General features: G+C 60.8%; 19 protein-coding genes and 4 pseudogenes. 9 read left to right on the plus strand and 14 right to left on the minus strand.

Features of this window, described 5'->3' with window-relative positions:
* Positions 1 to 12: 12 nt before the first annotated feature.
* A pseudogene (locus AC0V2S_RS08650) lies at positions 13 to 526 on the plus strand (DUF6586 family protein).
* Between the two features lie 100 nt (positions 527 to 626).
* Positions 627 to 860, plus strand: coding sequence for a hypothetical protein (locus AC0V2S_RS08655; RefSeq protein ID WP_110614760.1), 234 nt, complete (start codon positions 627 to 629; stop codon positions 858 to 860).
* Between the two features lie 231 nt (positions 861 to 1091).
* Here the strand turns inward: AC0V2S_RS08655 and sulA are convergent, their stop codons facing one another.
* Both sulA and lexA read right to left on the minus strand, forming a co-directional pair.
* Positions 1092 to 1571 carry an SOS-induced cell division inhibitor SulA gene (gene sulA, locus AC0V2S_RS08660; protein ID WP_475509382.1) on the minus strand — a complete coding sequence of 160 codons (480 nt, stop codon included), beginning with the start codon at positions 1569 to 1571 and terminating at the stop codon, positions 1092 to 1094.
* Between the two features lie 9 nt (positions 1572 to 1580).
* Positions 1581 to 2169, minus strand: a pseudogene (gene lexA / locus AC0V2S_RS08665) (transcriptional repressor LexA).
* Positions 2170 to 2399: 230 nt separating this feature from the next.
* Between lexA and AC0V2S_RS08670 the strand changes: the two are divergent.
* The 5 genes from AC0V2S_RS08670 (at position 2400) to AC0V2S_RS08690 (ending at position 9245) form a co-directional block, all read left to right on the plus strand.
* The gene (locus AC0V2S_RS08670) at positions 2400 to 3116 is read left to right on the plus strand and encodes a TetR/AcrR family transcriptional regulator (protein ID WP_475509383.1); all 717 of its coding nucleotides are present in this window, start codon (positions 2400 to 2402) and stop codon (positions 3114 to 3116) included.
* Between the two features lie 54 nt (positions 3117 to 3170).
* Positions 3171 to 3695 (plus strand): L,D-transpeptidase family protein, encoded by a 525-nt coding sequence (locus tag AC0V2S_RS08675; protein ID WP_475509384.1) that lies wholly within the window; start codon positions 3171 to 3173, stop codon positions 3693 to 3695.
* A 21-nt stretch (positions 3696 to 3716) separates the two neighbouring features.
* Positions 3717 to 4712: a beta-N-acetylhexosaminidase gene (nagZ, locus tag AC0V2S_RS08680; RefSeq protein ID WP_475509573.1), complete on the plus strand. Its 996-nt coding sequence runs from the start codon at positions 3717 to 3719 to the stop codon at positions 4710 to 4712.
* Between the two features lie 11 nt (positions 4713 to 4723).
* Positions 4724 to 5461, plus strand: coding sequence for an S-methyl-5'-thioinosine phosphorylase (locus AC0V2S_RS08685; RefSeq protein ID WP_475509385.1), 738 nt, complete (start codon positions 4724 to 4726; stop codon positions 5459 to 5461).
* Positions 5462 to 5735: 274 nt separating this feature from the next.
* Positions 5736 to 9245 (plus strand): response regulator, encoded by a 3510-nt coding sequence (locus AC0V2S_RS08690; protein WP_475509386.1) that lies wholly within the window; start codon positions 5736 to 5738, stop codon positions 9243 to 9245.
* 121 nt (positions 9246 to 9366) lie between these two features.
* Here AC0V2S_RS08690 and AC0V2S_RS08695 read toward each other — a convergent pair whose 3' ends face one another.
* Both AC0V2S_RS08695 and AC0V2S_RS08700 read right to left on the minus strand, forming a co-directional pair.
* Complete coding sequence (locus AC0V2S_RS08695; RefSeq protein WP_475509387.1) at positions 9367 to 10254, minus strand: SDR family NAD(P)-dependent oxidoreductase; 888 nt, start codon at positions 10252 to 10254, stop codon at positions 9367 to 9369.
* On the minus strand, positions 10251 to 11840 hold the full coding sequence (locus AC0V2S_RS08700; protein ID WP_475509388.1) for a flavin-containing monooxygenase: 1590 nt from the start codon (positions 11838 to 11840) through the stop codon (positions 10251 to 10253). Before AC0V2S_RS08700 ends, AC0V2S_RS08695 begins: the two co-directional genes overlap by 4 nt.
* Before the next feature lie 113 nt (positions 11841 to 11953).
* On the opposite strand from AC0V2S_RS08700, the gene AC0V2S_RS08705 reads away from it, so the two are divergent.
* On the plus strand, positions 11954 to 12649 hold the full coding sequence (locus AC0V2S_RS08705) for a TetR family transcriptional regulator (protein WP_475509389.1): 696 nt from the start codon (positions 11954 to 11956) through the stop codon (positions 12647 to 12649).
* Positions 12650 to 12853: 204 nt separating this feature from the next.
* Here the strand turns inward: AC0V2S_RS08705 and AC0V2S_RS08710 are convergent, their stop codons facing one another.
* The 3 genes from AC0V2S_RS08710 to fnr all read right to left on the minus strand — a co-directional run bounded on the left by AC0V2S_RS08710 (position 12854) and on the right by fnr (position 15206).
* Positions 12854 to 13699 carry a metal-dependent hydrolase gene (locus AC0V2S_RS08710; RefSeq protein WP_475509390.1) on the minus strand — a complete coding sequence of 282 codons (846 nt, stop codon included), beginning with the start codon at positions 13697 to 13699 and terminating at the stop codon, positions 12854 to 12856.
* 165 nt (positions 13700 to 13864) lie between these two features.
* Positions 13865 to 14413 carry an adenine phosphoribosyltransferase gene (locus AC0V2S_RS08715; RefSeq protein WP_475509391.1) on the minus strand — a complete coding sequence of 183 codons (549 nt, stop codon included), beginning with the start codon at positions 14411 to 14413 and terminating at the stop codon, positions 13865 to 13867.
* A 58-nt stretch (positions 14414 to 14471) separates the two neighbouring features.
* Positions 14472 to 15206, minus strand: coding sequence for a fumarate/nitrate reduction transcriptional regulator Fnr (gene fnr / locus AC0V2S_RS08720; protein WP_475509392.1), 735 nt, complete (start codon positions 15204 to 15206; stop codon positions 14472 to 14474).
* A 130-nt stretch (positions 15207 to 15336) separates the two neighbouring features.
* On the opposite strand from fnr, the gene AC0V2S_RS08725 reads away from it, so the two are divergent.
* Entirely contained in the window at positions 15337 to 15792 is a 456-nt protein-coding gene (locus AC0V2S_RS08725; RefSeq protein WP_475509393.1) for a hypothetical protein, read from the plus strand.
* 9 nt (positions 15793 to 15801) lie between these two features.
* Here the strand turns inward: AC0V2S_RS08725 and AC0V2S_RS08730 are convergent, their stop codons facing one another.
* The 7 genes and pseudogenes from AC0V2S_RS08730 to AC0V2S_RS08760 all read right to left on the minus strand — a co-directional run bounded on the left by AC0V2S_RS08730 (position 15802) and on the right by AC0V2S_RS08760 (position 22602).
* On the minus strand, positions 15802 to 16497 hold the full coding sequence (locus AC0V2S_RS08730; protein ID WP_475509394.1) for a sulfite exporter TauE/SafE family protein: 696 nt from the start codon (positions 16495 to 16497) through the stop codon (positions 15802 to 15804).
* Complete coding sequence (gene ccoS, locus AC0V2S_RS08735; protein WP_475509395.1) at positions 16490 to 16717, minus strand: cbb3-type cytochrome oxidase assembly protein CcoS; 228 nt, start codon at positions 16715 to 16717, stop codon at positions 16490 to 16492. Before ccoS ends, AC0V2S_RS08730 begins: the two co-directional genes overlap by 8 nt.
* A gap of 15 nt (positions 16718 to 16732) precedes the next feature.
* On the minus strand, positions 16733 to 19162 hold the full coding sequence (locus tag AC0V2S_RS08740) for a heavy metal translocating P-type ATPase (protein WP_475509396.1): 2430 nt from the start codon (positions 19160 to 19162) through the stop codon (positions 16733 to 16735).
* Positions 19163 to 19172: 10 nt separating this feature from the next.
* Complete coding sequence (locus tag AC0V2S_RS08745) at positions 19173 to 19709, minus strand: FixH family protein (protein WP_475509397.1); 537 nt, start codon at positions 19707 to 19709, stop codon at positions 19173 to 19175.
* Between the two features lie 62 nt (positions 19710 to 19771).
* Positions 19772 to 21186 (minus strand): annotated as a pseudogene (gene ccoG / locus AC0V2S_RS08750) (cytochrome c oxidase accessory protein CcoG).
* 239 nt (positions 21187 to 21425) lie between these two features.
* Positions 21426 to 22414, minus strand: a pseudogene (gene ccoP, locus AC0V2S_RS08755) (cytochrome-c oxidase, cbb3-type subunit III).
* Positions 22411 to 22602 carry a cbb3-type cytochrome oxidase subunit 3 gene (locus tag AC0V2S_RS08760; RefSeq protein ID WP_108097332.1) on the minus strand — a complete coding sequence of 64 codons (192 nt, stop codon included), beginning with the start codon at positions 22600 to 22602 and terminating at the stop codon, positions 22411 to 22413. Before AC0V2S_RS08760 ends, ccoP begins: the two are co-directional and overlap by 4 nt.
* Position 22603 lies beyond the last annotated feature (1 nt).

A 22603-nucleotide genomic window follows, 5' to 3' on the forward strand; every position in this document is an offset into this window, starting at 1 on the left:
GAGGGTGCCGCAATGGCCCATGAACTCTATACCCGCACCAATCAAAAACTGTTTTTCGCTGGCCTGTCGCTGGAAGCCTGGCGCCGCGCCGAAGAAGGCCAGGCGGTCAACGCCCCGGCGCTGATCCTCGCTGAGCGCGAAGCCTGTCTGTTCCACCTGTACGGCGCCTTGTTGGGCATTTGCCATGAAGTGGCCGGCTATTACCGAAGAAGTGAATGTGCCACGCGTCGAAGCCATCCTCACGCCTGCCGTATTGGGCGCGACCCCGAGCCCCGAGCTGGCAGAATTGGTGGAGTTGGCGCAACAGTCGGAAACCTGGCTGGCGCAACTGCTCACTGCCTATCAGGCGCTTTTCCAGCCGCCAAAAGCTCCGGCCAAAGCCAAAATCGATCCTACTTTGCCGCTGATTCAAGCCTATAGCCTGGACGAAGAAGCGCCGCAGCTGGCCCGTGTCGAGCTGGAAAGCTGGCGTCAGCAGCTCAAGGTGCTGGCCCTGCGTTTTCGCGAAACTCTGAGCGAGTGCTGAAGGTTTTTTCTGGCCGTTGCGTCAGGTGAATGGATGGCTGGGCTAGGGAAGAAGGCCGGCGGGCTGATACACTGCCGGCCTTACGTGGAGATTTAAGTTTATGCCTACATCCTTTTTGGAAATTGTCGAGTTGCCTGACGGGCGCATCGCGCTGCGTCGTGCCGAGGATGAGGAGGCATTGGTCGTGTTGGATTTCTCGGCAGACGCCAAGGCATTCCTCCAGGGCCACCATGTAGAAGTAGCCAAAGCCATGCTCAACGTGGGCGTGCAGATGGCCGGCCGATTGGCCGAAGGTGACTTCGAGAAAGATGAAGGCCCGCGCGTTCTGCATTGAGCCTTGCTGGGTTCTCTGGCCCGCTGATAGCAGCACAAACTAAAAAGGCACCTGAACAGGTGCCTTTTGCGTTGTAGGTTGGGGTTGAGCCATCGGCGAAGCCCAACGAACCAGTCGATCATTATTGGCGTGCTCGCATTAGCCCTGTGCCGCTTCGTTGGGCTCTGTTGGGCTTCGCCTGCGGCTCAACCCAACCTACGTGAACCCCAACCCAACCTCCTCGAAGTCGTGTTAGCCCAGGCTGATATTCAGGCTCTGTGCCTTTCCAGTACGTGCGGCGCTTGCCAGTTCATTGCGAGCGGGGCGGTGCAACGGGTGCAGCCAGCTCACCACGGTGTGGCTGCGGCCCAGGCGCAATGCTTCGCACGCCAATTCCAGCGGGCTTTGCCCGGCGCGCGGTTGCAGCAGCAGAATGCGTTCACGGTTCAGGCCCGCGTCGCGCAGCCAGGCCTGTGTCAGGCTGGCGGGCGGGGCGATCAGGGTGAGCCAGCGGGCGTCTTGATTCTGGCTGAGTTCACGCAGGATGGGCGCCAGCAGGTGCAGGCAGTTCCCGGCAGCGCCACGCAGCGAGAGTTCGCTGAATGTTTCTGGCTCTGGCTCTTCGAACCAACCGGTTTCAACGATATCGGTCAACAACGGCGCCACCGATTGCGGCAGGAAGGCGTCGAACAATGGCAGTTGGGTACGGTCCAGCGCTTGTGGGAACTGCATACAGCCTCCTCAGCGGCGAATGACGCCGACACTCAATCCTTCGATGATCAGATCCTGTTCATGCAGGTCGATTTCGATGGGGGCGAACTCGGGGTTTTCCGCGATCAGCCAAACCTTGTCGCCTTCACGCTTGAAGCGCTTTACAGTGACTTCGTCGTCAATGCGGGCAACCACGATCTGGCCGTTACGGGCTTCTTTGGTGGTGTGTACGGCAAGCAGGTCACCGTCGAGAATGCCGATGTCTTTCATGCTCATGCCGCGTACGCGCAATAAGTAGTCGGCGCGAGGGTGGAAGAACTCGGGGTTGATGCGGAGCCAGAATCGGCGCACCGGCGGCTACACGACCAATGATGGGCAGGCCGGTTTCTTCGTCGCTGCTGGGTTCGAAACCCGGAATGCGAATGCCGCGCGAGGCACCAGGGGTCATCTCGATGGCGCCTTTACGGGCCAGGGCCTTCAAGTGTTCTTCGGCCGCGTTGGGCGACTTGAAGCCCAACTGCTGGGCGATTTCGGCGCGGGTGGGCGGGTAACCGTTGTCTTCAAGGCATTGCTTGATGAAGGCGAGAATCTCGGCTTGGCGTGGCGTGAGTTTTAGCATGTCCGGTCTCTGTCTTTTTATACAGTGACTGGGATTATATACAGTGATCGCCGCTTGGCAATCCTCCTTTTTAGAGTGACGCCATCTTTCTCTATAAAGAAGCAGGAACTGTAAGGGGCAGGGGCAGTTACACCGCTTCGTGACTGACCAGCCAAATTACGGTTTATGCGGCTTGACAACCTCTACAGCTGAAACGTATGTTTCAAACAAGTGTTTGTCAGGTGATTCCCATGGCTCAGTCAGAAACAGTCGAACGCATTCTAGATGCTGCGGAACAATTATTCGCGGAGAAAGGCTTTGCCGAGACGTCCCTTCGTTTGATCACCAGCAAGGCTGGGGTCAACCTGGCTGCTGTGAACTACCACTTCGGTTCCAAAAAAGCCCTGATTCAAGCGGTGTTCTCGCGCTTTCTCGGCCCGTTCTGCACCAGCCTCGAACGCGAGCTGGACCGCCGCCAAGCCAAACCGGAAAACAAGGCCAGCCTCGAAGACCTGCTGGAAATGCTGGTGGAGCAAGCCCTGGCGGTAAAACCGCGCAGCGGCAACGACCTTTCCATCTTTATGCGTCTGCTGGGTTTGGCGTTTAGCCAAAGCCAGGGTCACTTGCGTCGTTATCTTGAAGACATGTACGGCAAGATTTTCCGCCGCTACATGGGCCTGGTTCACGAAGCCGCCCCACGTATTCCACCAATCGAACTGTTCTGGCGTGTGCACTTCATGCTCGGTGCCGCCGCGTTCAGCATGTCCGGTATCAAGGCCTTGCGCGCCATCGCCGAAACCGATTTCGGGGTTAATACCTCAATCGAACAGGTGATGCGTCTGATGGTGCCGTTCCTGGCCGCCGGTATGCGTTCGGAAACCGGCGTCACCGATGAAGCCCTTGCCACCGCGCAATTGCGACCACGCAGTAAATCCTCGTCTACGGCGCCTACACCGAGCAAGGTGTAAACCGGCAAAACGCCTGCTGCAAGCGGCAGGCTTGATGGGCTAAGCTTGCCGCCCATGAGCATTCTCGACTCCCTGCATATCTCCATCACCGACCAGCAGCTCTACGGTTTTACTGCCGGGCAGCTGGTGGTGCGCCTGCCGGTTTCCACGGCCTTGAACGGGGCAGGGGAGCAGAACGGGTCCAATCGCACACCACGTGGTTTACATCAGGTTCGCGCGCGAATTGGCGACGGCTTGCCGCTTGGCGCAGTGCTGCGCGGCCGGCGCTGGACCGGCGAAACCTGGAATGCCGAGCTGCACGCGCAGTTCCCCGGTCGCGACTGGATTCTTACCCGTATTCTCTGGCTCAGCGGCTGCGAGCCTGGCATCAACCGCCTCGGCGCGGTCGACACCTTCCGCCGTTATATCTACCTGCACGGCACCCCGGACAGCGAGCCCATGGGCGTACCGCTGTCCCACGGCTGCATTCGCCTGCGCAACGCCGACGTGCTGGAACTCTTCGAGCGTGTGCCCGTCCACTGCCCGGTAAAAATCGACGAAGCCGCCTGCCCACAGTGGGCAACGGCAGACCTCTGCTAAGGATCTGTTATGACTGTTGGCCTGCAAGGCTCATTGATGCTGGATATCGGCGGCACCTGGCTGACCGCTGAAGACCGGCAGATTCTGCGGCACCCTGAAGTGGGTGGCCTGATTCTGTTTGCACGCAATATCGAAGACCCCCGCCAAGTGCGTGAACTGTCGCAAGCCATCCGCGCCGTGCGCCCTGACTTGCTCCTCGCAGTCGACCAGGAAGGCGGCCGCGTGCAGCGCCTGCGCCAAGGTTTTGTGCGCCTGCCGGCAATGCGTGCGGTGGCCGACAACGCCAACGCCGAGTGGCTGGCCGAACAATGCGGTTGGCTGATGGCGACCGAAGTCTTGGCGGTCGGCCTCGACCTTAGTTTCGCGCCCGTACTGGACCTCGACTACCAACGCAGCGCCGTGGTCGGCAGCCGCTCCTTCGACGGCGACCCGGCGCGCGCTGCGTTGCTGGCCGGTGCCTTTATCCGCGGCATGAACGCTGCCGGCATGGCCGCCACCGGCAAACACTTCCCCGGCCACGGCTGGGCTGAGGCCGACTCCCACGTCGCCATTCCAGTGGATGAACGCAGCCTCGCCGAGATTCGCGCCAACGACTTGCAACCTTTCGCCCGCTTGAGCAAACAACTCGCTGCCGTCATGCCGGCCCACGTGATCTACCCGCAGGTCGACGACCAGCCCGCCGGTTTCTCCCGGCGCTGGTTGCAGGACATCCTGCGCGGTGAGCTGCAATTTGACGGGGTTATTTTTAGCGACGACCTGTCGATGGCCGGCGCCCACGTGGTTGGCGATGCCGCCAACCGTATCGAAGCGGCGCTGAATGCCGGTTGCGACATGGGCCTGGTGTGTAACGACCGCGCTGCTGCCGAACTGGCCTTGAGCGCGTTGCAACGTCTGCAGGTCACGCCGCCGCAGGGCCTGGCGCGCATGCGCGGCGAAGGTTTCGCCAGTACTGACTACAAGCAAAGCCCGCGTTGGCTGCAAGCCGTGGGCGATCTTCAAGCTGCGCAACTTATCTAAGGATTTTTCGCATGACCGTTTACGCAATCATCGGTGGCACCGGCCTGACCAAACTGGAAGGCCTGACCATCAGCGCCGTTCTCAATATCGAAACCCCGTACGGCGCACCCTCGGCGCCGATCCTGCGCGGTAACTACGCCGACCGTGAAGTGCTGTTCCTCGCCCGCCACGGCCACCCGCACCGCATTCCGCCGCACCAGGTGAACTACCGCGCGAATATCTGGGCGCTCAAGCATGCCGGCGCCGACGTGATTCTTGCGGTGAACGCGGTGGGCGGTATTCACGCAGCCATGGGCACCGGACATTTCTGCGTGCCGCACCAGATCATCGACTACACCCACGGCCGCGAGCACACCTTCTTCGCCGGTGAGCTGGACCACGTGACCCATATCGATTTCAGCTACCCCTACAACGACATCCTGCGCGATGAGTTGATCGATGCCCTGGCCGCTGAGGGCGTGGCCTACAGCAGCCACGGCGTTTATGCCTGCACCCAGGGGCCGCGTCTGGAAACGGTGGCGGAAGTGGCGCGTCTGGAGCGCGATGGTGCCGATATCATCGGCATGACCGGCATGCCCGAAGCGGCGCTGGCGCGTGAACTGGAACTGCCGTATGCCTGCCTGGCGCTGGTGGTCAATCCGGCTGCCGGCAAGACGCACGCTGTGATCACCATGGCCGAAATTGAGCGGGCGTTGGATGACGGCATGGATAAAGTGCGCGCGACCTTGGCGCGGGTGTTGGCCGGTTAAGTCCTTATCACCGTCATCCCAGCGAAGGCTGGGATCCAGATTGCTGCAGGAAAAGGTGCTCGGCGAAATATTCTGGGTCCCAGCCTGCGCTTGGACGACGGGTGTTTTGGTTTGGAAGTTCGTTATACCCACGTAGGACGAATACAACGCAAGCCCCCGCCAATACAGCTACATTTCAAGCAACCTGAAGAATTCCCCCAGGTTGTTTGAACGGATGTCAGGGAACCGGCATCCATGTCCTAGCTTCAAGACTTGTTCTATCGGAGGACTCGAGATGAACAGTGCCGCCACTGTCGATGAGCACGCCTTTCGCCGTATGTTGACCCGCAATCTGGCGCTGCCGATTGGCTCGGGCGTTTTGGGTACGGGCTTGTTTATCGCCCTGATCGCTTATCTGCTGTATGTGCTCAGTTGGGTGGAACACACCGATCAGGTGATCGCCCAGGCCAACGAAGGCTATCGCCTGACCATCGACCAGCAAGCCGGCTTGCGCGGCTACCTGATTGCCGGTGAAACCGATGTGCTAGGGCCGTATCAAGAGGCGCGCATGCGGATCGGCAGCCATATGCAGGGCCTGCGCGAGCTGGTGAGCGACAACCCTACGCAGCTGGAACGTTTGCGCGATATCGAGGACTTGCAGCAGCGCTGGGCGCTGGCGGCGACCAAGTTGATTGAGGAGCGCCAGGCCACCAATGCGCCGCCGGCCACGGTCAAGGTCGCCGGTGGTTCGGTGATGGACGTCATCCGCAAACATTTCGGCGACTTTATCGCCACCGAGCAGCAGCTGCGCCACGAGCGCAACAACCGCGCCAGTTTTACCGCCATTCTCACCATCAGCCTGTACGCGATTTTCAACCTGTCGTTCAGCGGCTTCCTGGCGTTTTTCGGCCGCCGCGAATTGCTGGGTCTCTCGCGCTTTTACGGCAGCCTGCTTGCGCAGCAGGAAATAGTGAACGAGCAACTGCAGCAACAGGCCTGGCAACGCGAGGGCCAGTCGCAATTGGCTGAGAGAATTATCGGCCAGCCTAATACCGCATCCATCGGCATGACGGCGCTGGGCTTTCTCGGCCATTACCTGGATATGGTGGTGGGCGCGTTTTATGTGCGTCAGGACCACGGCCAATTGGAACGCGTGGCCGATTATGGATTTGACGCGAAGGAGCAGGCCAAGCCGCAATCGTTCAACGACGGCACCGGGCTGGTCGGCCAGGTGGCGCTAGACCGCAGCGCGCGGGTGGTTAACGGTCTGACGGGTAGCTATCTCACGGTGAATTCAGGCCTTGGCAGTGACGCCCCGGCCTCCGTGATGTTGGCGCCGATCCAGAACAACGGCGACGTCAACGGCGTGCTCGAATTGGGCTTTATGCGCGAATTGACCGAGCGCGAACAAATCTTCGTACGTTCGATTACCGATGGCCTCGGCACGTCCATCGAAGTGGCCCGCTACCGTCAGCGCTTGCACGAATCGCTGCACGAAACCCAGCAACTCAACGAAGAATTGCAGGTGCAGCAGGAAGAATTGCGCAGCGCCAACGAAGAGCTTGAAGACCAGTCAAAGTTGATTCAGGAATCCCAGGTCAACCTGGAGCAACAGCAAGCCGAGCTGGAGCAGACCAACGACCAGCTCAACGAGCAGACGCAATTTCTCACCCGCCAGCGCGATGAGCTGGACGAGCGCAACCACGCCCTCGCCGAGGCCCGCGCCGAACTGGAGCAACGTGCCAACGAGCTGCAGCGCGCCAGCACCTACAAGTCGGAATTTCTGGCCAATATGTCCCACGAACTGCGCACGCCGCTGAACAGTTCGTTGATTCTGTCGCGGCTGTTGGCCGACAACGTAAAGGGCAATCTGGACGAGCAGCAGACCAAACACGCCGAGCTGATTTATTCCTCCGGCAAGGACTTGCTGGCATTGATCAACGACATTCTCGACCTCTCCAAAGTCGAGGCCGGGCGCCTGGAAATTCGCCCCGAAGAAACCTCGCTCAAGCGTCTGGCCCATAGTTTGGAAACGCTGTTTCAACCGCAGGCGCAGGAGCGAAAACTGGCCTTCGAGGTGCGGGTGGCCAGTGATGCGCCGGTGCACTTTGTGAGCGATGCGCAACGGGTGGAGCAGGTGGTGAAAAACCTGCTGTCCAACGCGTTCAAGTTCACCAGTCAGGGCACGATCAGCCTGAGCATCGAGCCGGCAGACGGCGGCGTGGCTTTTGTAGTGAGCGACACCGGCATTGGCATCAGCCCGGAACAGCAGGAGGTTATTTTCGAAGCCTTCCGCCAGGCCGATGGCAGCATTAACCGGCACTTCGGCGGCACCGGGTTGGGGCTGTCGATTTCGCGCAACCTGGCCGAGGTGCTCGGCGGGCATATTCAGGTACAGAGCGCGGCCGGCAAGGGCAGCCGGTTTACGTTGTGGCTGCCGCTTAACTACGCCGACCCGCTGCCGGCGCCGGCGCTCAACCCCGACCGTCTGTTTATGGCCCGCGAGCCAAGCCACCGCGCGGCCGCCAATGATGGCAGACCGAGCGAAACCCCGCGCAACGAAGCCCTGGCGCGCCTGCAACCGAGCTTCCCGGACGACCGCGACCGCCACGACATGCCCGGCCGCTGCGTGTTGGTGATCGAGGATGAGGTGAAGTTTGCGCAGATCCTCTTCGACCTGGCCCATGAGCTGAACTACCGCTGCCTGGTGGCCCACAGTTCCACCGAGGCCAATCAACTGCTTGCCAGCAATCAGCCGGACGCGATTCTGCTGGATATGCGCTTGCCCGACGAACCCGGCCTGTCGATTTTGCAGCGGCTCAAGGAGGAAGCGCGCACTCGGCATATTCCCGTGCATGTGATTTCCACCGACGACCGCACCGAGCTGGCCTTGCACCTGGGCGCCATCGGTTATGCGCAGAAGCCGGCCACCCGTGAGTCGCTGGTGGAAGTGTTCTCGAGGTTGGAGGCGCGCCTGACGCAGAAGGTGCAGCGGCTGCTGATCGTCGAGGGCGACGCCCGTCAGCGCGACAGCATTGCGCAATTGGTGGACGACCTGGAGATCGAGGTGACGGCCGTTTCCCATGGCGAGCAAGCATTGCAGTTGCTGCGGCAACTGCCGTTCGATTGCATGGTGATCGACCTGGAACTGCCGGATATGCACGGCAACGAGTTGCTGACCAAAATGGCCAGCGAGCATATCGATAACTACCCGCCGGTCATCGTCTACGTGTCGCGCCCGCTCACCCGGGGCGAGGAAGAGAGCCTGCGCAAGCACTCGCGCTCCATCATCATCAAGGGCGCGCGTTCGCCGGAGCGGTTGCTGGATGAGGTCACGCTATTTCTGCACAAGGTCGAAACCCCGGCTGGCAGCGCGCGCAGGGCGCCGAGCAAGGCCGCGCGCAATCGCGATGAAGTGTTCGTTAACCGCCAGGTGCTGGTGGTGGATGACGATATGCGCAATGTGTATGCGCTGATCAGTGCGCTGGACGAGAAGGGCGTGAAGGTAATCAGCGCCGGCAATGGCCAGGAGGCGTTGGACAAGCTGGAGGAGAATCCGGATATCGACCTGGTGTTGATGGACGTGATGATGCCAGTGATGGATGGCTACGAAGCCACACGGCGGATTCGCCAGGATGCGCGCTTTGCCAAGCTGCCGATTATTGCGGTGACGGCCAAAGCGATGAAGGACGATCAGGAGCAGTGTTTGAAGGCCGGGGCCAGTGATTACCTGGCCAAGCCGCTGGATTTGGAGCGGTTGTTTTCGTTGATTCGGGTGTGGTTGCCGCGGTCGGATATGGCGTGATTTCGGGTGTGAGTTCGACGCAATATTCTGGGTCCCAGCCTGCGCTGGGACGACGGAGTAAATGTATAAAACTCCGTCATCCCAGCGCAGGCTGGGATCCAGGTGCGCAGTCAGCGGCCGTTTATTCGGTCGCTTTCTGCTCACCAACCCCACGCTTAGGCTTAGGCGCAAACTTCGCCGCCAACCGCATCGACCCCACCACCAACCGCTGATACAGCGACGGCAGCAGCCGCTGCATGCCATCCAGCATCCATGCATCGGCCCCAATCAGAATGCGCCGGTTATTGCGCAACACCCCACGCAAAATCACCTGCGCCGCCTTGTCCGGCGTGGTGCGCAGCAGTTGGTCATTGAACTGCTGGCGCGCCTGGTCTGCCGCCTGGCCGGTCACTTTGCTCAAGCTTTCATTCATGCGCGCGGTCTTGGCGATATTGGTTTTGATGCCGCCTGGGTGCACGCAACTGGCCGACACCGCGCCGCCGGCCATATCCAGCTCTTGGCGCAACGATTCGGTAAACCCGCGCACGGCAAACTTGGTGGCGTTATAGGCGCTCATGCCCGGCTGGGCGAACAAGCCAAATACGCTGGAGACGTTGACGATATGACCATCGCCCGAGGCCTTGAGGTGCGGCAAAAACGCTTTGCTGCCGTACACCACGCCCCAGAAGTTGATGTTCATGATCCATTCGTAATCGGCGTAGTCGTTGCCTTCCACCGTGCCGCCCTGGGCGACGCCGGCATTGTTGAACACCAAGTTGACCCGGCCGTGGTCGAGCACCACCTGATTGGCCCACGCGTGCACGGCGTCTCGCTCGGCAACGTTCACCTGATTTTCGGTGACGGTTACCCCAAGCTTGCGCGCCGTGGCGGCGGTTTCGGCCAGGGCTTCGCTATTCACATCGGCCAGGGCCAGGTGGCAGCCCTGACGGGCCAGGCCGTAAGCCAGGGCGCGGCCGATACCGGACCCGGCGCCGGTGATGGCGGCAACTTTATTTTCGAAGGACTTCATGCTGCCACCTCGCCTTGTTGAGTGACGGAGGGCAGGTAGCCCTGGGCCGGATGCGCCGGTTGAGCGCGGTTGAAATGGTAGGCCGCCGGGTCGAAATTGCGCGTCAGCAGGCGAAAGCGCCAGGTAAAGCCCGGCCATACGGTGCAGTTACGGCCGCTCACCGGGTGCAGGTACCAGCTCACGCAGCCGCCGGAGTTCCACACGGTTTTGCCCAGTTGGCCCTGGATTTTCGCGTTGAAGCGGTCTTGCACGTCGCGCTTCACTTCCAGGCTTTGCAGGTTGCTTTTTTGCAGCAGGTTCAAGGCGCCGAGCACGTACTGAATCTGCGATTCGATCATGTAGACCATCGAGTTATGGCCCAGGCCGGTGTTCGGGCCCATGAGGAAAAACAGGTTCGGGAAGCCGGCGGTCAGCGTGCCTTTGTAGGCTTGCGGGCCTTCGGGCCAGGTGTCGAGCAGGTCGACGCCGTCGCGGCCGAAGATGACGCCACGGGGCATGGGGTCGCTCGGCGTAAAGCCGGTGCCGAAGATGATGGCGTCGATGGGGCGTTCTTTACCGTCGGCGGTGACGATGCTGTTGGCGCGGATTTCCTGGATGCCGTCGGTGATGACGTCAACGTTGGGCTGGGTGAGAGCCGGGAAGTAGTCGTTGGAGATCAGCACGCGTTTGCAGCCCATGGTGTAGTTGGGCGTGACCTTGGCGCGCAGCACCGGGTCCTTGATCTGCTTGTTGATAAACGCTTTGCCGACCCATTGGGCCAATTTCATGATGCGCGGCACCAAGGCAAAACCGATTACGCGGCTTTCCAGCATGCCGTAAATCAGTCCGCGCCAGACTTTCTGGGCCAGCGGGAAGCGCTTGAAGCGGGCGCGCTCTTTGTCGCTGATGGCGCGGTCCGGCTTGGGCATGATCCACGGCGCGGTGCGCTGATACAGATCGAGTTGGCCGACCTGTTTCTGAATACGCGGTACGAATTGGATGGCCGAGGCGCCTGTACCGACCACGGCAATGCGTTTGCCGGTGAGGTCGTAGTCGTGGTCCCACTGTTGGGAATGGAAGACCTTGCCGGTGAAGTTATCCAGTCCGTTGAGGTGCGGGATGGACGGCGTGGAGAGGGCGCCCATGCCGGATACCACAAACTGCGCGGTGTAGTGATTGCCGGCGCGGTCGTGGATGCGCCACAGCTCGGCCTGGTCATCCCAGCGCATGCCGGCGACCTCGGTTTGCAGCAGGGTGTTGTGGGCCAGGCGGTACTTTTCCCAGCAACCTTCGAGGTAGCTTTTGATTTCTGGCTGGCGGGCGAACATGCGCGTCCATTCGGCGTTCGGTTCGAAGGAAAAGGAATACAGGTGCGATTGCACGTCGCAGCCACAACCGGGGTAGTTGTTGACGCGCCAGGTGCCGCCAACGCCGGCTTCCTTTTCGAACAGGAGAAAATCGTTATCGCCTTGCTGTTTCAGGCGAATGGCCATGCCCAGACCGGAAAAGCCGGTGCCGATAATGGCGATTTTGGTGTGCCGCACGGCGCCTGGGGTGGCGTCGGTTGGGGTGGCATCTGCAGGTGAAACGGCAGGTTGTGCGCCCATGAACAAGCTCCTGTTATGATTGTTTTCGCTGTATACAGTTGTCTACCTTGGTGCTATGTATACACCCGTATACCGAAAGCTCAACCCAATCTTCCGTAGGGCAACCACTTGAAATGACCACCACGGCCGAGCTTCCTGCTACCAAAACCGTTACCGCCCAGGGCAAACGTTTGCTGCTGGACGCTGCGCTGCGCCTGGCGGCGGTGAGCCGCAGCCTGAGTGGGCTGGGTTTGCGCGAGCTGGCGCGCGAGGCGGGGCTGAACCCCAATACCTTCTATCGCCACTTTAAAACCGTGGATGACCTGGGCCTGGCGATGATCGCCGAGATGGCCGCGCGTATTCGCCAGCCGCTGCGTGATTTGCGCTTCGAAGCGGCCGAGCGCGCTGAGCGGGGCACGCCGGCCCGGCTGACCTTTGGCGTCGATCTGGCGCGCGGCCAACGTGTGTGCAGTGAAACGGTGGAGCTGTTTTTCGAGTACGCGGCGCAGAACCCGCAGGCCTTTATCGTTGGCGTACGTGAACTGCACGGCAGCTCGAAAGTGCTGCGTGAAGCGCTGGAACAGATGATGGAAGACTTCGCCAGCGACATGGCTGAAGACCTCGGCAAGCTGCAATTGCTACCCAGCCTGGAGCCGATGGCGGTGCGCCAGGTGTCGTCGATGATCAGCCGGCAGTTGTTTCAGCAGTCGTTGGATTACATCGAGCAGGTAGAGCGCCGCCCGGCGATCTGCGCCCAGGCGCAACAGCAGATTCTGATGATGTTTGCCGGGGCGACGGTGTTGCAGGCGGTGGGGGAGTTGAGATTTTAGGGCCTCTTTTAGGTTGCCGGCTTTTATAAGAAGTTGTGCTCAGCACAGCGTAGGGCGGCAGATTCTGGATCCCCGCCTGCGCGGGGATGACGGTGGTAGAAGTAAACCCTCCGTCATTCCCGCGCAGGCGGGAATCCAGAATTTCTCGGCAGCCGGCGAGGGTGCATATAGCGCAGACTGCTTCGAGTAGAGCGGCAGGGAGAGTTAACCGCTAAAACCCAAACGGTCCTTCCAGCGTTGCTCCAGCACCTTGGTGTCGTGGTCAAACGGGTGGAAGCCGGGGCGGTAGTAGTCCAGATACGGCAACACCAGCTTGGTCAGAAAGCCATCTCGCAGGCTGAACAGGGTCCGCAGACCACGGCCCCAGCTGCGCAGGTTGAACAATTGGCGGTCTTTGCGCAGTAGGTGCACCTGGAACCAGCCAATCACACCGAAGAAAATCACCGTCGAAATCGCCATCATCGCCACGCGAGTGAAATAGCCACCGCCTACCGCCTGGTAGGCGTCGTAGCACACGGCCTTGTGTTCGTTCTCTTCAATGGCGTGCCACATCCACAGTTGGTACATCTTCGGGTCGTCGATCTGTGTGGTCAGGTCTTCGCGTAGCAGCAGTTGCTGGGCCATGGTGGCGGTGAAGTGCTCCAGGGCGCAGGTGGCGGCCAGGCGCTGTTTCTTGGTGGTGATTTTGGTCACCCACTCCAGCAGCACCTTGATGCGCAGCTCGAGCTTTTCCAGGTTGATATCGTGCTGGGTGGCGTACTCGTTGTAGGTCGCGTGCTCTTTGGAGTGCATGGCTTCCTGGCCGATAAACGCGCTGATGTCCTTTTTCAGCTGCGGCTCGGTAATGGTGTCACGCACGGCGCGCACGCTATCGACGAAGAACATTTCGCCATAGGGAAACAGCGACGACAGATTGTTCATAAAGTGGGTCATGAACGGATCGTTGCTCCACCAGTACTTTTCCGTTTCGGCAAAGGTGAAGTCCATGCGTCGCACGGGAAAACTGGCGTTGGGCTTGGTCAGTTTGGACGGGGTAGGGATGGCGGTCATGGCGGCTCCTGATGATCGCCAACAGGCGATCTTTCTTGTTGTACGGCTCAGGGTTGATCACTGATTGGTTTCAATGATTGGCCCAAGCTGGCAACAGGAACACCCAACCTAAGTGCAGCGCCCCGCCCAACGTGGTTGGCCGGGGCGTGCGGGGTAACAGATGGTTTAGCGGTCGGACAGGGCGAAGCTGGTCAGGCAGAAGGTTGAAATACCGGCGTCTTGCAGCTTTTGCGACCCGCCCAGCTCCGGCAGGTCGATAATGGCGGCTGCCTCGAAAACGTTGGCGCGCATACGGCGAACCAGGGCCGCTGCGGCCAGCAGGGTGCCGCCGGTGGCGATCAGGTCATCGAAAATCAGCACCGAGTCGCCTTCACACAGGCTGTCGGCGTGCACTTCCAGAAAGGCTTCGCCGTACTCGGTTTGATAGCCCTCGGCCAATACATCGGCAGGTAGCTTGCCTTGCTTGCGGAACAGCACCAGTGGCTTGTTCAGGGCGTAGGCGATGATCGAACCGATCAGAAAACCACGGGCATCCATGGCGCCGATATGGCTGAACTCGGCTTCGACATAACGCTGCACGAAGCTGTCGGCCACCATGCGCATGGCGCGCGGCGATTGGAAGAGGGGCGTGATGTCGCGAAAGATGACGCCGGGTTTGGGGAAGTCCGGCACGGGGCGAATCAGGGATTTGATGCTGAAGTCGTCGAAGATCATCGCGAGGGCCTGCTAGTGGGGCAAAAGCGCGATTCTAGCAGGCCCCGTCGGTGAGTGTTTACTGCTCCAGATTGCCGCCGGCCAGGGCGCACAGCTGCGCGGCGTCTAGAATCTGGATTTCCTTGCCATCGGCTGCGATCAGGTTGCTCTGCTGAAAACGGGTGAATACGCGGGAGACGGTCTCCACCGCCAGGCCCAGGTAGTTGCCGATTTCATTGCGCGACATGGCCAGACGGAACTGGTTGGCGGAGTAGCCGCGGGCGCGGAAACGGGCGGACAGGTTGACCAGGAATGAGGCGATGCGCTCGTCGGCGGTTTTCTTCGACAGCAGCAGCATCATTTGCTGATCGTCGCGAATTTCGCGGCTCATGATGCGCATCAGCTGGCGACGCAGTTGCGGCAATTGCAGCGACAAGTCGTCGAGTTTCTCAAAGGGGATTTCGCAGACGGTGGTGGTTTCGAGAGCTTGGGCGGAGGTGGGGTAGGACTCTTCGTCCATGCCCGACATGCCCATCAGCTCGCTTGGCAAGTGGAAACCGGTGATTTGCTCATCGCCGGCATCCGACACGCTAAAACTGCGCAAGGCACCGGAGCGTACGGCAAATACGGAGGTGAAGGGATCGCCCTGGCGGAACAGGAAGTCGCCTTTTTTCAGCGGACGACCGCGTTTGACGATGTCGTCCAGCGCGTCCATATCTTCCAGATCCATCGAAAGCGGCAAGCACAGGCCGCTGAGGCTGCAATCTTTGCAATGTACGGCCGGCAGGCCACGGGCTTTGATCATCTCATTCATCGCAAGGCATCCTTTGTAGCCAAGCACACACAGACCGTAAGGGTATCAGCTTAGGCCACGGAGTGGCCATGCGCTTAAGTTCAACGACTGATGGCCGACAACCTTGTGTCGCCACGTTGGGAGAAGGGAAATGTTGCAGGTAAATAGCAGCAATGTCTTGGGCCATCTGTCGCAGCAGGTTAATACCAAGCTGATTCGTGACCCGAGCGAGCCTGTGGATATGCAGGAAGCGCTGCAAGGCATCAAGGTGACGTTGTCGGAGCAAGCGCAGAAGATTAGCGCTGCCGCCAAGAGCGACGATGATATCGACAAAAGCAGTTTGCCAGATGGCGTCAAGCAAGCCTTGAAAATGATTCGTCAGATCCGTCAGCAGATCGCCGAGAAGCAGGCTGAATTGCAAGCGGTGATGGCTGACAAGAGTCTTTCCGAGGAGGCCCGAATGCAGAAGGCGCAAGGCGTGCAGAGCCAGCTTACGTCCTTGAATGGAGCGCTGGTTACCGCCACTGGCGCGCTTCTGCAGGCAGTGAAACAAGCAGGTCTTAGCCCTGACCAGCTCCAGGAAATGTCCGGCCTGTTGATGGCATAAGCCACCACCTCAGTGATGCATCGCATGCCCCATCAGCCATTGCTGATGGGGGCCAGGCAGCGTCCACAAACCAAACAGAATCACCAGCAGACCGCCGGCCATGCGCACCTTGCGCTTGCGCAGCACGGCGGTCAGGCGCTCGGCGGCCATGCCGGTCGCCAGCAGCACCGGCCAGGTGCCCAAGCCAAAGGCGAGCATCAGCAGGCCACTGTCCAGCGCATTGCCCTGGCTCGCCGCCCACAGCAGGGTGCTGTAGACCAGACCGCACGGCAGCCAGCCCCACAGCGCACCCAGCAGCAAGGCGCGCGGCAGGCTGGAAACCGGCATCAAACGGCTGGCAAACGGCTGAATATGGCGCCACAGGCCGCGGCCCAGCGCTTCAATTCGAGTCAGCCCGCTCCACCAGCCGGCCAGGTATAGGCCCATGGCAATCAGCAGCAACGCCGCAATCACCCTTAACACCATCACCGCCGGGCTATTGGCCACGGCCCAGCCGGCCATGCCGATCAACAGGCCGGCGCATGCGTAACTGAGAATTCGACCGAGGTTGTAGGCCAGTAACAGGCGAAAGCGCCGGCTGCGTTGTTCCGGCGGAATGGCCAGGGTCAGTGCGCCCATCAGGCCGCCGCACATGCCGAGGCAATGGCCGCCACCGAGCAGACCGAGAATGACGGCCGACACCAGCAAGGGCGCCAGTTCAAGCACGAGGTGGCTCCTGCTCGTCGCCGGGCTTGTTGCCGTCGTCGTGACCGCCGGCCTGGTCGACGCCGGCCAGGTGGTTGGGGTCCTGGTCGTCGAACAGAATGCTGTGGGCCGGGCCATCGAGGTCGTCGTACTGGCCGCTGTTCACGGCCCAGAAGAAGATAAAGATGCACACAGCGACGATCAGCAGGGCTATCGGAATCAACAGGTATAAGGCGGGCATACGGGCTCCGGGCAGTCAGACGCTGCCAGTGCTTGGCGCCAGCGCGCGGTGGCGCGTCAGGCGCAAGGCATTGAGTACCACGGTCAAGGAACTGACCGACATGCCGACTGCGGCCCACACCGGGGTAACCCAGCCGAGGGCGGCGAACGGCAGCATGAGGCCATTGTACAGGCCGGCCCACAACAGGTTCTCGATGATCACATGGCGGGTGCGGCGGGCCAGGGTGAAGGCCTGCACCAGGGCGTCGAGGCGATTGGACAGCAGCACAGCGTCGGCGCTGGTTTTCGCCAGGTCAGTGGCCGACCCCATGGCCACGCTGATATCGGCTGCGGCCAGCACAGGCACGTCGTTGACGCCGTCGCCCAGCATCAGCACTTTGCGGCCTTGGCCATGCAGGGTGTTAAGCATGGCCAGCTTGTCGTCCGGGCGCAGGCCGCCGTGGACTTCGTCGATACCCAGTTCGGCGGCGACGCTTTCAACCATCGGCGAGGTGTCGCCGGACAGCAGCAGGGTTTTCCAGCCGCGCGCTTTGCAGGCCGCGAGCAGGGCAGGGGCGTCTGCGCGCAGGCGGTCGTCAAGGACAAACCAGGCAAGCGGGCCTTGCGAATCGCCCAACAGCAGCCACTGGCCGGCCTCGACGGGCATGGCCGGGGCAGGTTGACCGCTCAGTTGAGCGACAAAATCCACTTGGCCGATACGCAGCCGGCGGCCTTCAATTACACCTTCGAGCCCCAGCCCCGGCACGCTGCTGACTGACTCGGCGGCCGCCGGCGCTTGGCCAAAGGCGCGGGCGATAGGGTGTTCGGAATGGTTTTCCAGGGCGGCGGCCAGCGCCAGGCAGGTGTCGTCGTTCTCACCTCCAAGGGGGCGAATGGCGCGCAACGTCAGACGGCCTTCGGTAAGCGTGCCGGTCTTGTCGAAAATCACCGTGTCGATCTGGTTCAGGCCTTCCAGCACATGGCCGCGGGTGAGCAGCAAGCCTAGTTTGTGTAGGGTGCCGGTAGCGGCGGTCAGGGCGGTGGGCGTGGCCAGCGACAGGGCGCAGGGGCAGGTCGCAACCAGCATCGCCAGCACTACCCAGAACGCGCGGTCTGAATCGAGGTGCCACCAGACGGCGCCAATCACCACTACCAAGGCCAAGGTGATCAACAGGAACCATTGCGCGGCTTTGTCGGCGAGCTCGGCCAGGCGCGGCTTGTCGGCCTGAGCGCGGTCAAGCAGGCGGACGATGGCGGATAAGCGGGTGTCAGGCCCAAGCGCCTGCACTTCGACATGCAGCGGGCCTTCTACGTTGAGAGTACCGGCGGTAACCAGATCGCCGACAACTCGAGGTAGCGGCAGGTATTCACCAGTCAGCAGCGATTCATCGACGCTGGAGTGGCCTTGAACAATGCGCCCGTCCGCCGGCACCACGGCACCGGGGTGAATCAGCACTAGCTCACCCAGTTGCAGCTCGCGCAGCAGAATACGTTCGCCCTGGCCGTCGGCATCCAGGCGCAGGCACGAGGCCGGCAGCAGATTAACCAGTTGGGCAGTGGCGGCGGCGGTGCGTTGGCGGGCGCGGCGCTCCAGGTAGCGGCCCGTGAGCAGGAACAGGGCGAACATGCCGACGGCATCAAAATACAGCTCACCGTTGCCGGTAATGGCGGTCCAGATGCCGGCGACGTAGGCGCTGCCGATGGCCAGCGACACCGACACATCCATGGTCAGATGACGGGTACGCAGGTCGCGCATGGCGCCCTTGAAGAACGGCGCGCAGCTGTAGAAAACGATAGGCGTAGTCAGAAACATCGCCACCCAGCGCATGATCTGGTGCAGTTCCGGGCTCAGGTCGATATTGAATTCAGGCCAGGTGGCCATGGTCGCCATCATCGCCTGGAACCACAGCAGACCAGCGACGCCGAGCTGGCGTAAGGTCTTGCGGTTTTCCTCTGCGAGTTGTTCGGCGGCGCGGTCGGCTTGATACGGGTGAGCGGCGTAGCCGATATGGCGCAGTTCGCTAAGCAACGCGCTAAGGGGCAATTGGCTATCGGCCCAACGCACTTGCAAGCGGTGGTTGGACAGATTGAGGCGCGCCTCGGCCACCGCCGGTAATTGCCGCAACCGGTGTTCGATCAGCCAGCCGCAGGCGGCGCAGCTGATGCCTTCGAGCAGCAAAGTGGTTTCTGCCAGATCGGCATCGTGGTGAACAAAGGCCTGTTGCACATCGGCGCGGTCGTACAGCTCAAGCTCGTCCTGCAGTTGCTGCGGCAGGGCTTGCGGGTTGACCGAGCTTTCGCTGCGGTGGCTGTAGTAGCTTTCCAGGCCGCCGGCCACGATGGCCTCGGCCACTGCCTGACAGCCAGGGCAGCAGAATTCGCGGCGCTCGTTCAGCACGGTCGCACAAAAGCGACTGCCGGCAGGAACCGGCAGATTGCAGTGGTAGCAGGGGAGGGGCGCGCTCATAGCCGCAGGATTAACGCTGCTCTTCTTCGGCGCCGGGGATAGGCTCGTCGCCCAGTTTCAGCTCGACGCCAGGCCCGACTTTTTCTTCTTCGAACAGACGCCAGGTTTGGTCGCCTTGCTGACCGAGCACTTCAACGAAGCGACGGCCTTCAACGGCTTCCGGCAGCTGACCGATATAACGGTCAGGCTCGGAGGCACTGCGTTTGAGGGTCAGGTTGCGGTCTTTGTCAGCCTGGGTGGGGGAGATCAGGTTCATTTCCAGCGTTTCGGGACGGCTGTCGCCGCTGAGTACCAGGCTGACTTCGCCGGTGACTTCATCCAGTTGCGCGCGCGCTTCCAGGTGCAGGTCTTTAGCCAGGCGTTCGCGGTCCAGCGAGCGGCTGATGCCTTTGCCGGCTTCGTAGTAGTTGTCGGTGACCAGCGTGTCCTGACCATTGGCGGCGATAAACACCATATGCAGGGTCAAGCCAACCGAGGTGGTCAGCATGCCGATGATGATCCACGGCCAGATGTGTTTGTACCAGGGACTGCTTGCTGTTGCGGGCATTGGTTGTCTCTCTGAATCGGTGACCTGGTTTTTGCAGGGCGCTAGTGTAGGGGGCAATTGGCTTAGCGGATACTCGGGCCAATGAAGCGGCTCTTGGTTTCCACGTGGGTAGCTGGGTCGTCGGCGCTTTCCAACACGAAGATCACTTCGTTGGTGCTGGATGGCAGTTTTTCCGGCGATACCGACAGCTCAATCGGCTGGGTAATGATTTCGCCGGCATCGACCTTGAATTCACGTTTGCCCGCCAGTTTCAGGTCATCCAGGCCCTTGGCGTTGAGCACGTAGGTGTGCGGCTGTTGGTCCTTGTTCATGATCTTCAGGTTGTAGACGTTTTCGATGCGGCCTTCGGCGTTTTCGCGGAACAGCACGCGGTCTTTGCTGACATCGAAACCCACCAATGGGCGCAGCACGAAGGCAGTCGCCAGGAAGCCCATCATCACCAGCAGGACGACGGCGTAACCAATCAGGCGCGGCCGCACCAGATGCGTTTTCTGCCCCGAAAGGTTGTGTTCGGTGGTGTAGCTGATCAGGCCGCGTGGGTATTCCATCTTGTCCATGATGGTGTCGCAGGCGTCGATACAGGCAGCGCAACCAATGCATTCGATCTGCAGGCCGTCGCGGATGTCGATGCCGGTAGGGCAGACCTGAACGCACATGGTGCAGTCGATGCAATCGCCCAGACCTTCGGCCTTGTAGTCGGCGTTTTTCTTGCGCGGGCCACGGCGTTCGCCGCGACGTGGGTCGTAGGAAACGATGAGGGTGTCTTTGTCGAACATCACGCTCTGGAAGCGCGCATATGGGCACATGTAGATGCACACCTGCTCGCGCAGCCAGCCGGCGTTGCCGTAGGTGGCCAGGGTAAAGAAGCCGACCCAGAAATAGGCCCAGCCGTCCGCTTCGCCGGTGAAGAAATCGATGGTCAGGTCGCGGATGGGGGAGAAGTAGCCAACGAAGGTGAGGCCGGTGACCAGGCCGATCAGCAGCCATAGGCTGTGTTTACTGAATTTGCGCAGCAGCTTATTGGCGCTCATGGGCGCTTTGTCGAGCTTCATGCGTTGGTTGCGGTCACCCTCGGTGACCTTCTCGCACCACATGAAAATCCACGTCCACACGCTTTGCGGGCAGGTGTAGCCACACCAGACGCGACCGGCAAATACGTGATAAAGAACAGGCCAAAGGCGCTGACGATCAGGATGCCGGAGAGCAGGATGAAGTCTTGCGGCCAGAACGTGGCGCCGAAGATATAGAACTTGCGCTCGGGCAAGTTCCACCACACGGCCTGGTGGCCGGCCCAGTTCAGCCAGACGGTGCCGAAGTACAGCAGAAATAACCCAGCGCCGCCGAGCATGCGCAGGTTGCGAAAGAAGCCGGTAAAGGCGCGGGTGTAGATCTTTTCCCGGGAGGCGTAGAGGTCAACGGACTTATCCGCCGGTTTGGCGGACGGCGTGACGTCTTGAACAGGAATCTGCTTACTCATCGATACGTACCACGGCAGTGGAAAAAGCCTCGTCGATGCTTGCCGACGGAGGTCAAAGCGACTAGTGCGCTCCAAATTATACGCGCTGAATGCAGGGTTATTGCTGCGACGTGAAGTCGCGTAAGGCTCGTTTTAGTGCGGGGGAGAGCAGAAGAGAGTGTAGCGGAGGGGATAAAGCGGGGTGTTGCATCAGGAATCTGCCCTGTGGGCAGATTCCCAAGCAATTTCTTACGCGACGATTACTCGGCTTGCTCTTTGGCAGCATCCGAGGCATTGCCGTGGGACAGGCTGTAGACGTAGGCCGCCACAGGTGAACCTTGTCCTTGCCTTGCAGTTGTTCCTGAGCAGGCATTACGCCCTGACGGCCGTAGCGGATGGTCTGCTGCAGCTGAGCGAAGCTCGAGCCGTAGATGAACGCCGCTGGGTGAGTCAGGTTAGGTGCGCCCATTGCTGGGGTGCCTTTACCTTCCGGACCGTGGCACGCCACGCAGTTGGCCGCGAAGATTTTCTGGCCGTTGGCAGGGTCTGCCTTGGCGTCTTCGGGCAGCTTGCGGCCGTCCAGTTGGGTGACTACGAAAGCTGCTACGTCACGAACGCCTTGGTCGCCGATAACGGGACCCCAAGCCGGCATGACCGCATGGCGACCGCCGAGAATGGTGGTTTCGATGGTGGTTGCTTCGCCGCCCCAGCGCCAGTCGGCGTCGGTCAGGTTAGGGAAACCGTAGTTACCCTTGGCGTCGGAACCGTGGCAAACCGAGCAGTTGGAGGCGAACAGTCGGCCACCCATCTTCAGGGCTTGCGGGTCTTTGGCAACTTCTTCGATCGGCATGGCGGCGAACTTGGCGAAAATAGGACCGAACTTGGCGTCAGCCTTGGCCATGTCCTTTTCCCACTCGTGCACACCGGTCCAGCCTGGCTGACCATTCGAGAATTCCTGCTTGGTCTCGTTGTTCAGGTAGGTGTAGCCCGGCAGAACGCCTTTCCAGTTGCCCAGGCCCGGGTAGAGCACCAGGTAGCCGAGGGCGAAGATGATGGTGGCGACGAACAACATGAACCACCACTTGGGCAGCGGGTTGTCGTACTCCTCGATGCCATCGAAGGAGTGGCCGACAGTTTCGTCGGTCGTTTCAGCACGTTGGCCTTTGCGCGTGGACAGAAGAATCCAAGTCAGCGTGGCGATGGTGCCCAGGGTGAGTACAGTGACGTACAGACTCCAGAAGAGGGTCATTCTTTGTTACTCCTAGAAGCTTGCTCTTGCTCGACGTGCTTGATGGCTTCGGGATCATCCGCGAACGGCAGAAGGGTGGCTTCATCGAAGTCTTTCTGGCGTCGGCCACTGAACACCCAAAGGGCCAGGCCAACGAAAGCAACCATCACCACTACGGTGCCAAGACCGCGAATCATCCCAATGTCCATC

It is taken from the genome of Pseudomonas sp. CC11G (genome assembly GCF_056174845.1).

What these genes read in the sequence shown, in the direction of transcription:
- AC0V2S_RS08760 (WP_108097332.1), bottom strand. Translation starts at nt 22,602, where the DNA reads ATGGACATTGGGATGATTCGCGGTCTTGGCACCGTAGTGGTGATGGTT.
- AC0V2S_RS08740 (WP_475509396.1), bottom strand. Translation starts at nt 19,162, where the DNA reads ATGAGCGCGCCCCTCCCCTGCTACCACTGCAATCTGCCGGTTCCTGCC.
- AC0V2S_RS08700 (WP_475509388.1), bottom strand. Translation starts at nt 11,840, where the DNA reads ATGGGCGCACAACCTGCCGTTTCACCTGCAGATGCCACCCCAACCGAC.
- AC0V2S_RS08685 (WP_475509385.1), top strand. Translation starts at nt 4,724, where the DNA reads ATGACCGTTTACGCAATCATCGGTGGCACCGGCCTGACCAAACTGGAA.
- AC0V2S_RS08670 (WP_475509383.1), top strand. Translation starts at nt 2,400, where the DNA reads ATGGCTCAGTCAGAAACAGTCGAACGCATTCTAGATGCTGCGGAACAA.
- AC0V2S_RS08745 (WP_475509397.1), bottom strand. Translation starts at nt 19,709, where the DNA reads ATGCCCGCAACAGCAAGCAGTCCCTGGTACAAACACATCTGGCCGTGG.
- AC0V2S_RS08725 (WP_475509393.1), top strand. Translation starts at nt 15,337, where the DNA reads ATGTTGCAGGTAAATAGCAGCAATGTCTTGGGCCATCTGTCGCAGCAG.
- fnr (WP_475509392.1), bottom strand. Translation starts at nt 15,206, where the DNA reads ATGAATGAGATGATCAAAGCCCGTGGCCTGCCGGCCGTACATTGCAAA.
- ccoS (WP_475509395.1), bottom strand. Translation starts at nt 16,717, where the DNA reads ATGCCCGCCTTATACCTGTTGATTCCGATAGCCCTGCTGATCGTCGCT.
- AC0V2S_RS08715 (WP_475509391.1), bottom strand. Translation starts at nt 14,413, where the DNA reads ATGATCTTCGACGACTTCAGCATCAAATCCCTGATTCGCCCCGTGCCG.
- sulA (WP_475509382.1), bottom strand. Translation starts at nt 1,571, where the DNA reads ATGCAGTTCCCACAAGCGCTGGACCGTACCCAACTGCCATTGTTCGAC.
- AC0V2S_RS08690 (WP_475509386.1), top strand. Translation starts at nt 5,736, where the DNA reads ATGAACAGTGCCGCCACTGTCGATGAGCACGCCTTTCGCCGTATGTTG.
- AC0V2S_RS08655 (WP_110614760.1), top strand. Translation starts at nt 627, where the DNA reads ATGCCTACATCCTTTTTGGAAATTGTCGAGTTGCCTGACGGGCGCATC.
- AC0V2S_RS08695 (WP_475509387.1), bottom strand. Translation starts at nt 10,254, where the DNA reads ATGAAGTCCTTCGAAAATAAAGTTGCCGCCATCACCGGCGCCGGGTCC.
- AC0V2S_RS08705 (WP_475509389.1), top strand. Translation starts at nt 11,954, where the DNA reads ATGACCACCACGGCCGAGCTTCCTGCTACCAAAACCGTTACCGCCCAG.
- AC0V2S_RS08710 (WP_475509390.1), bottom strand. Translation starts at nt 13,699, where the DNA reads ATGACCGCCATCCCTACCCCGTCCAAACTGACCAAGCCCAACGCCAGT.
- AC0V2S_RS08675 (WP_475509384.1), top strand. Translation starts at nt 3,171, where the DNA reads ATGAGCATTCTCGACTCCCTGCATATCTCCATCACCGACCAGCAGCTC.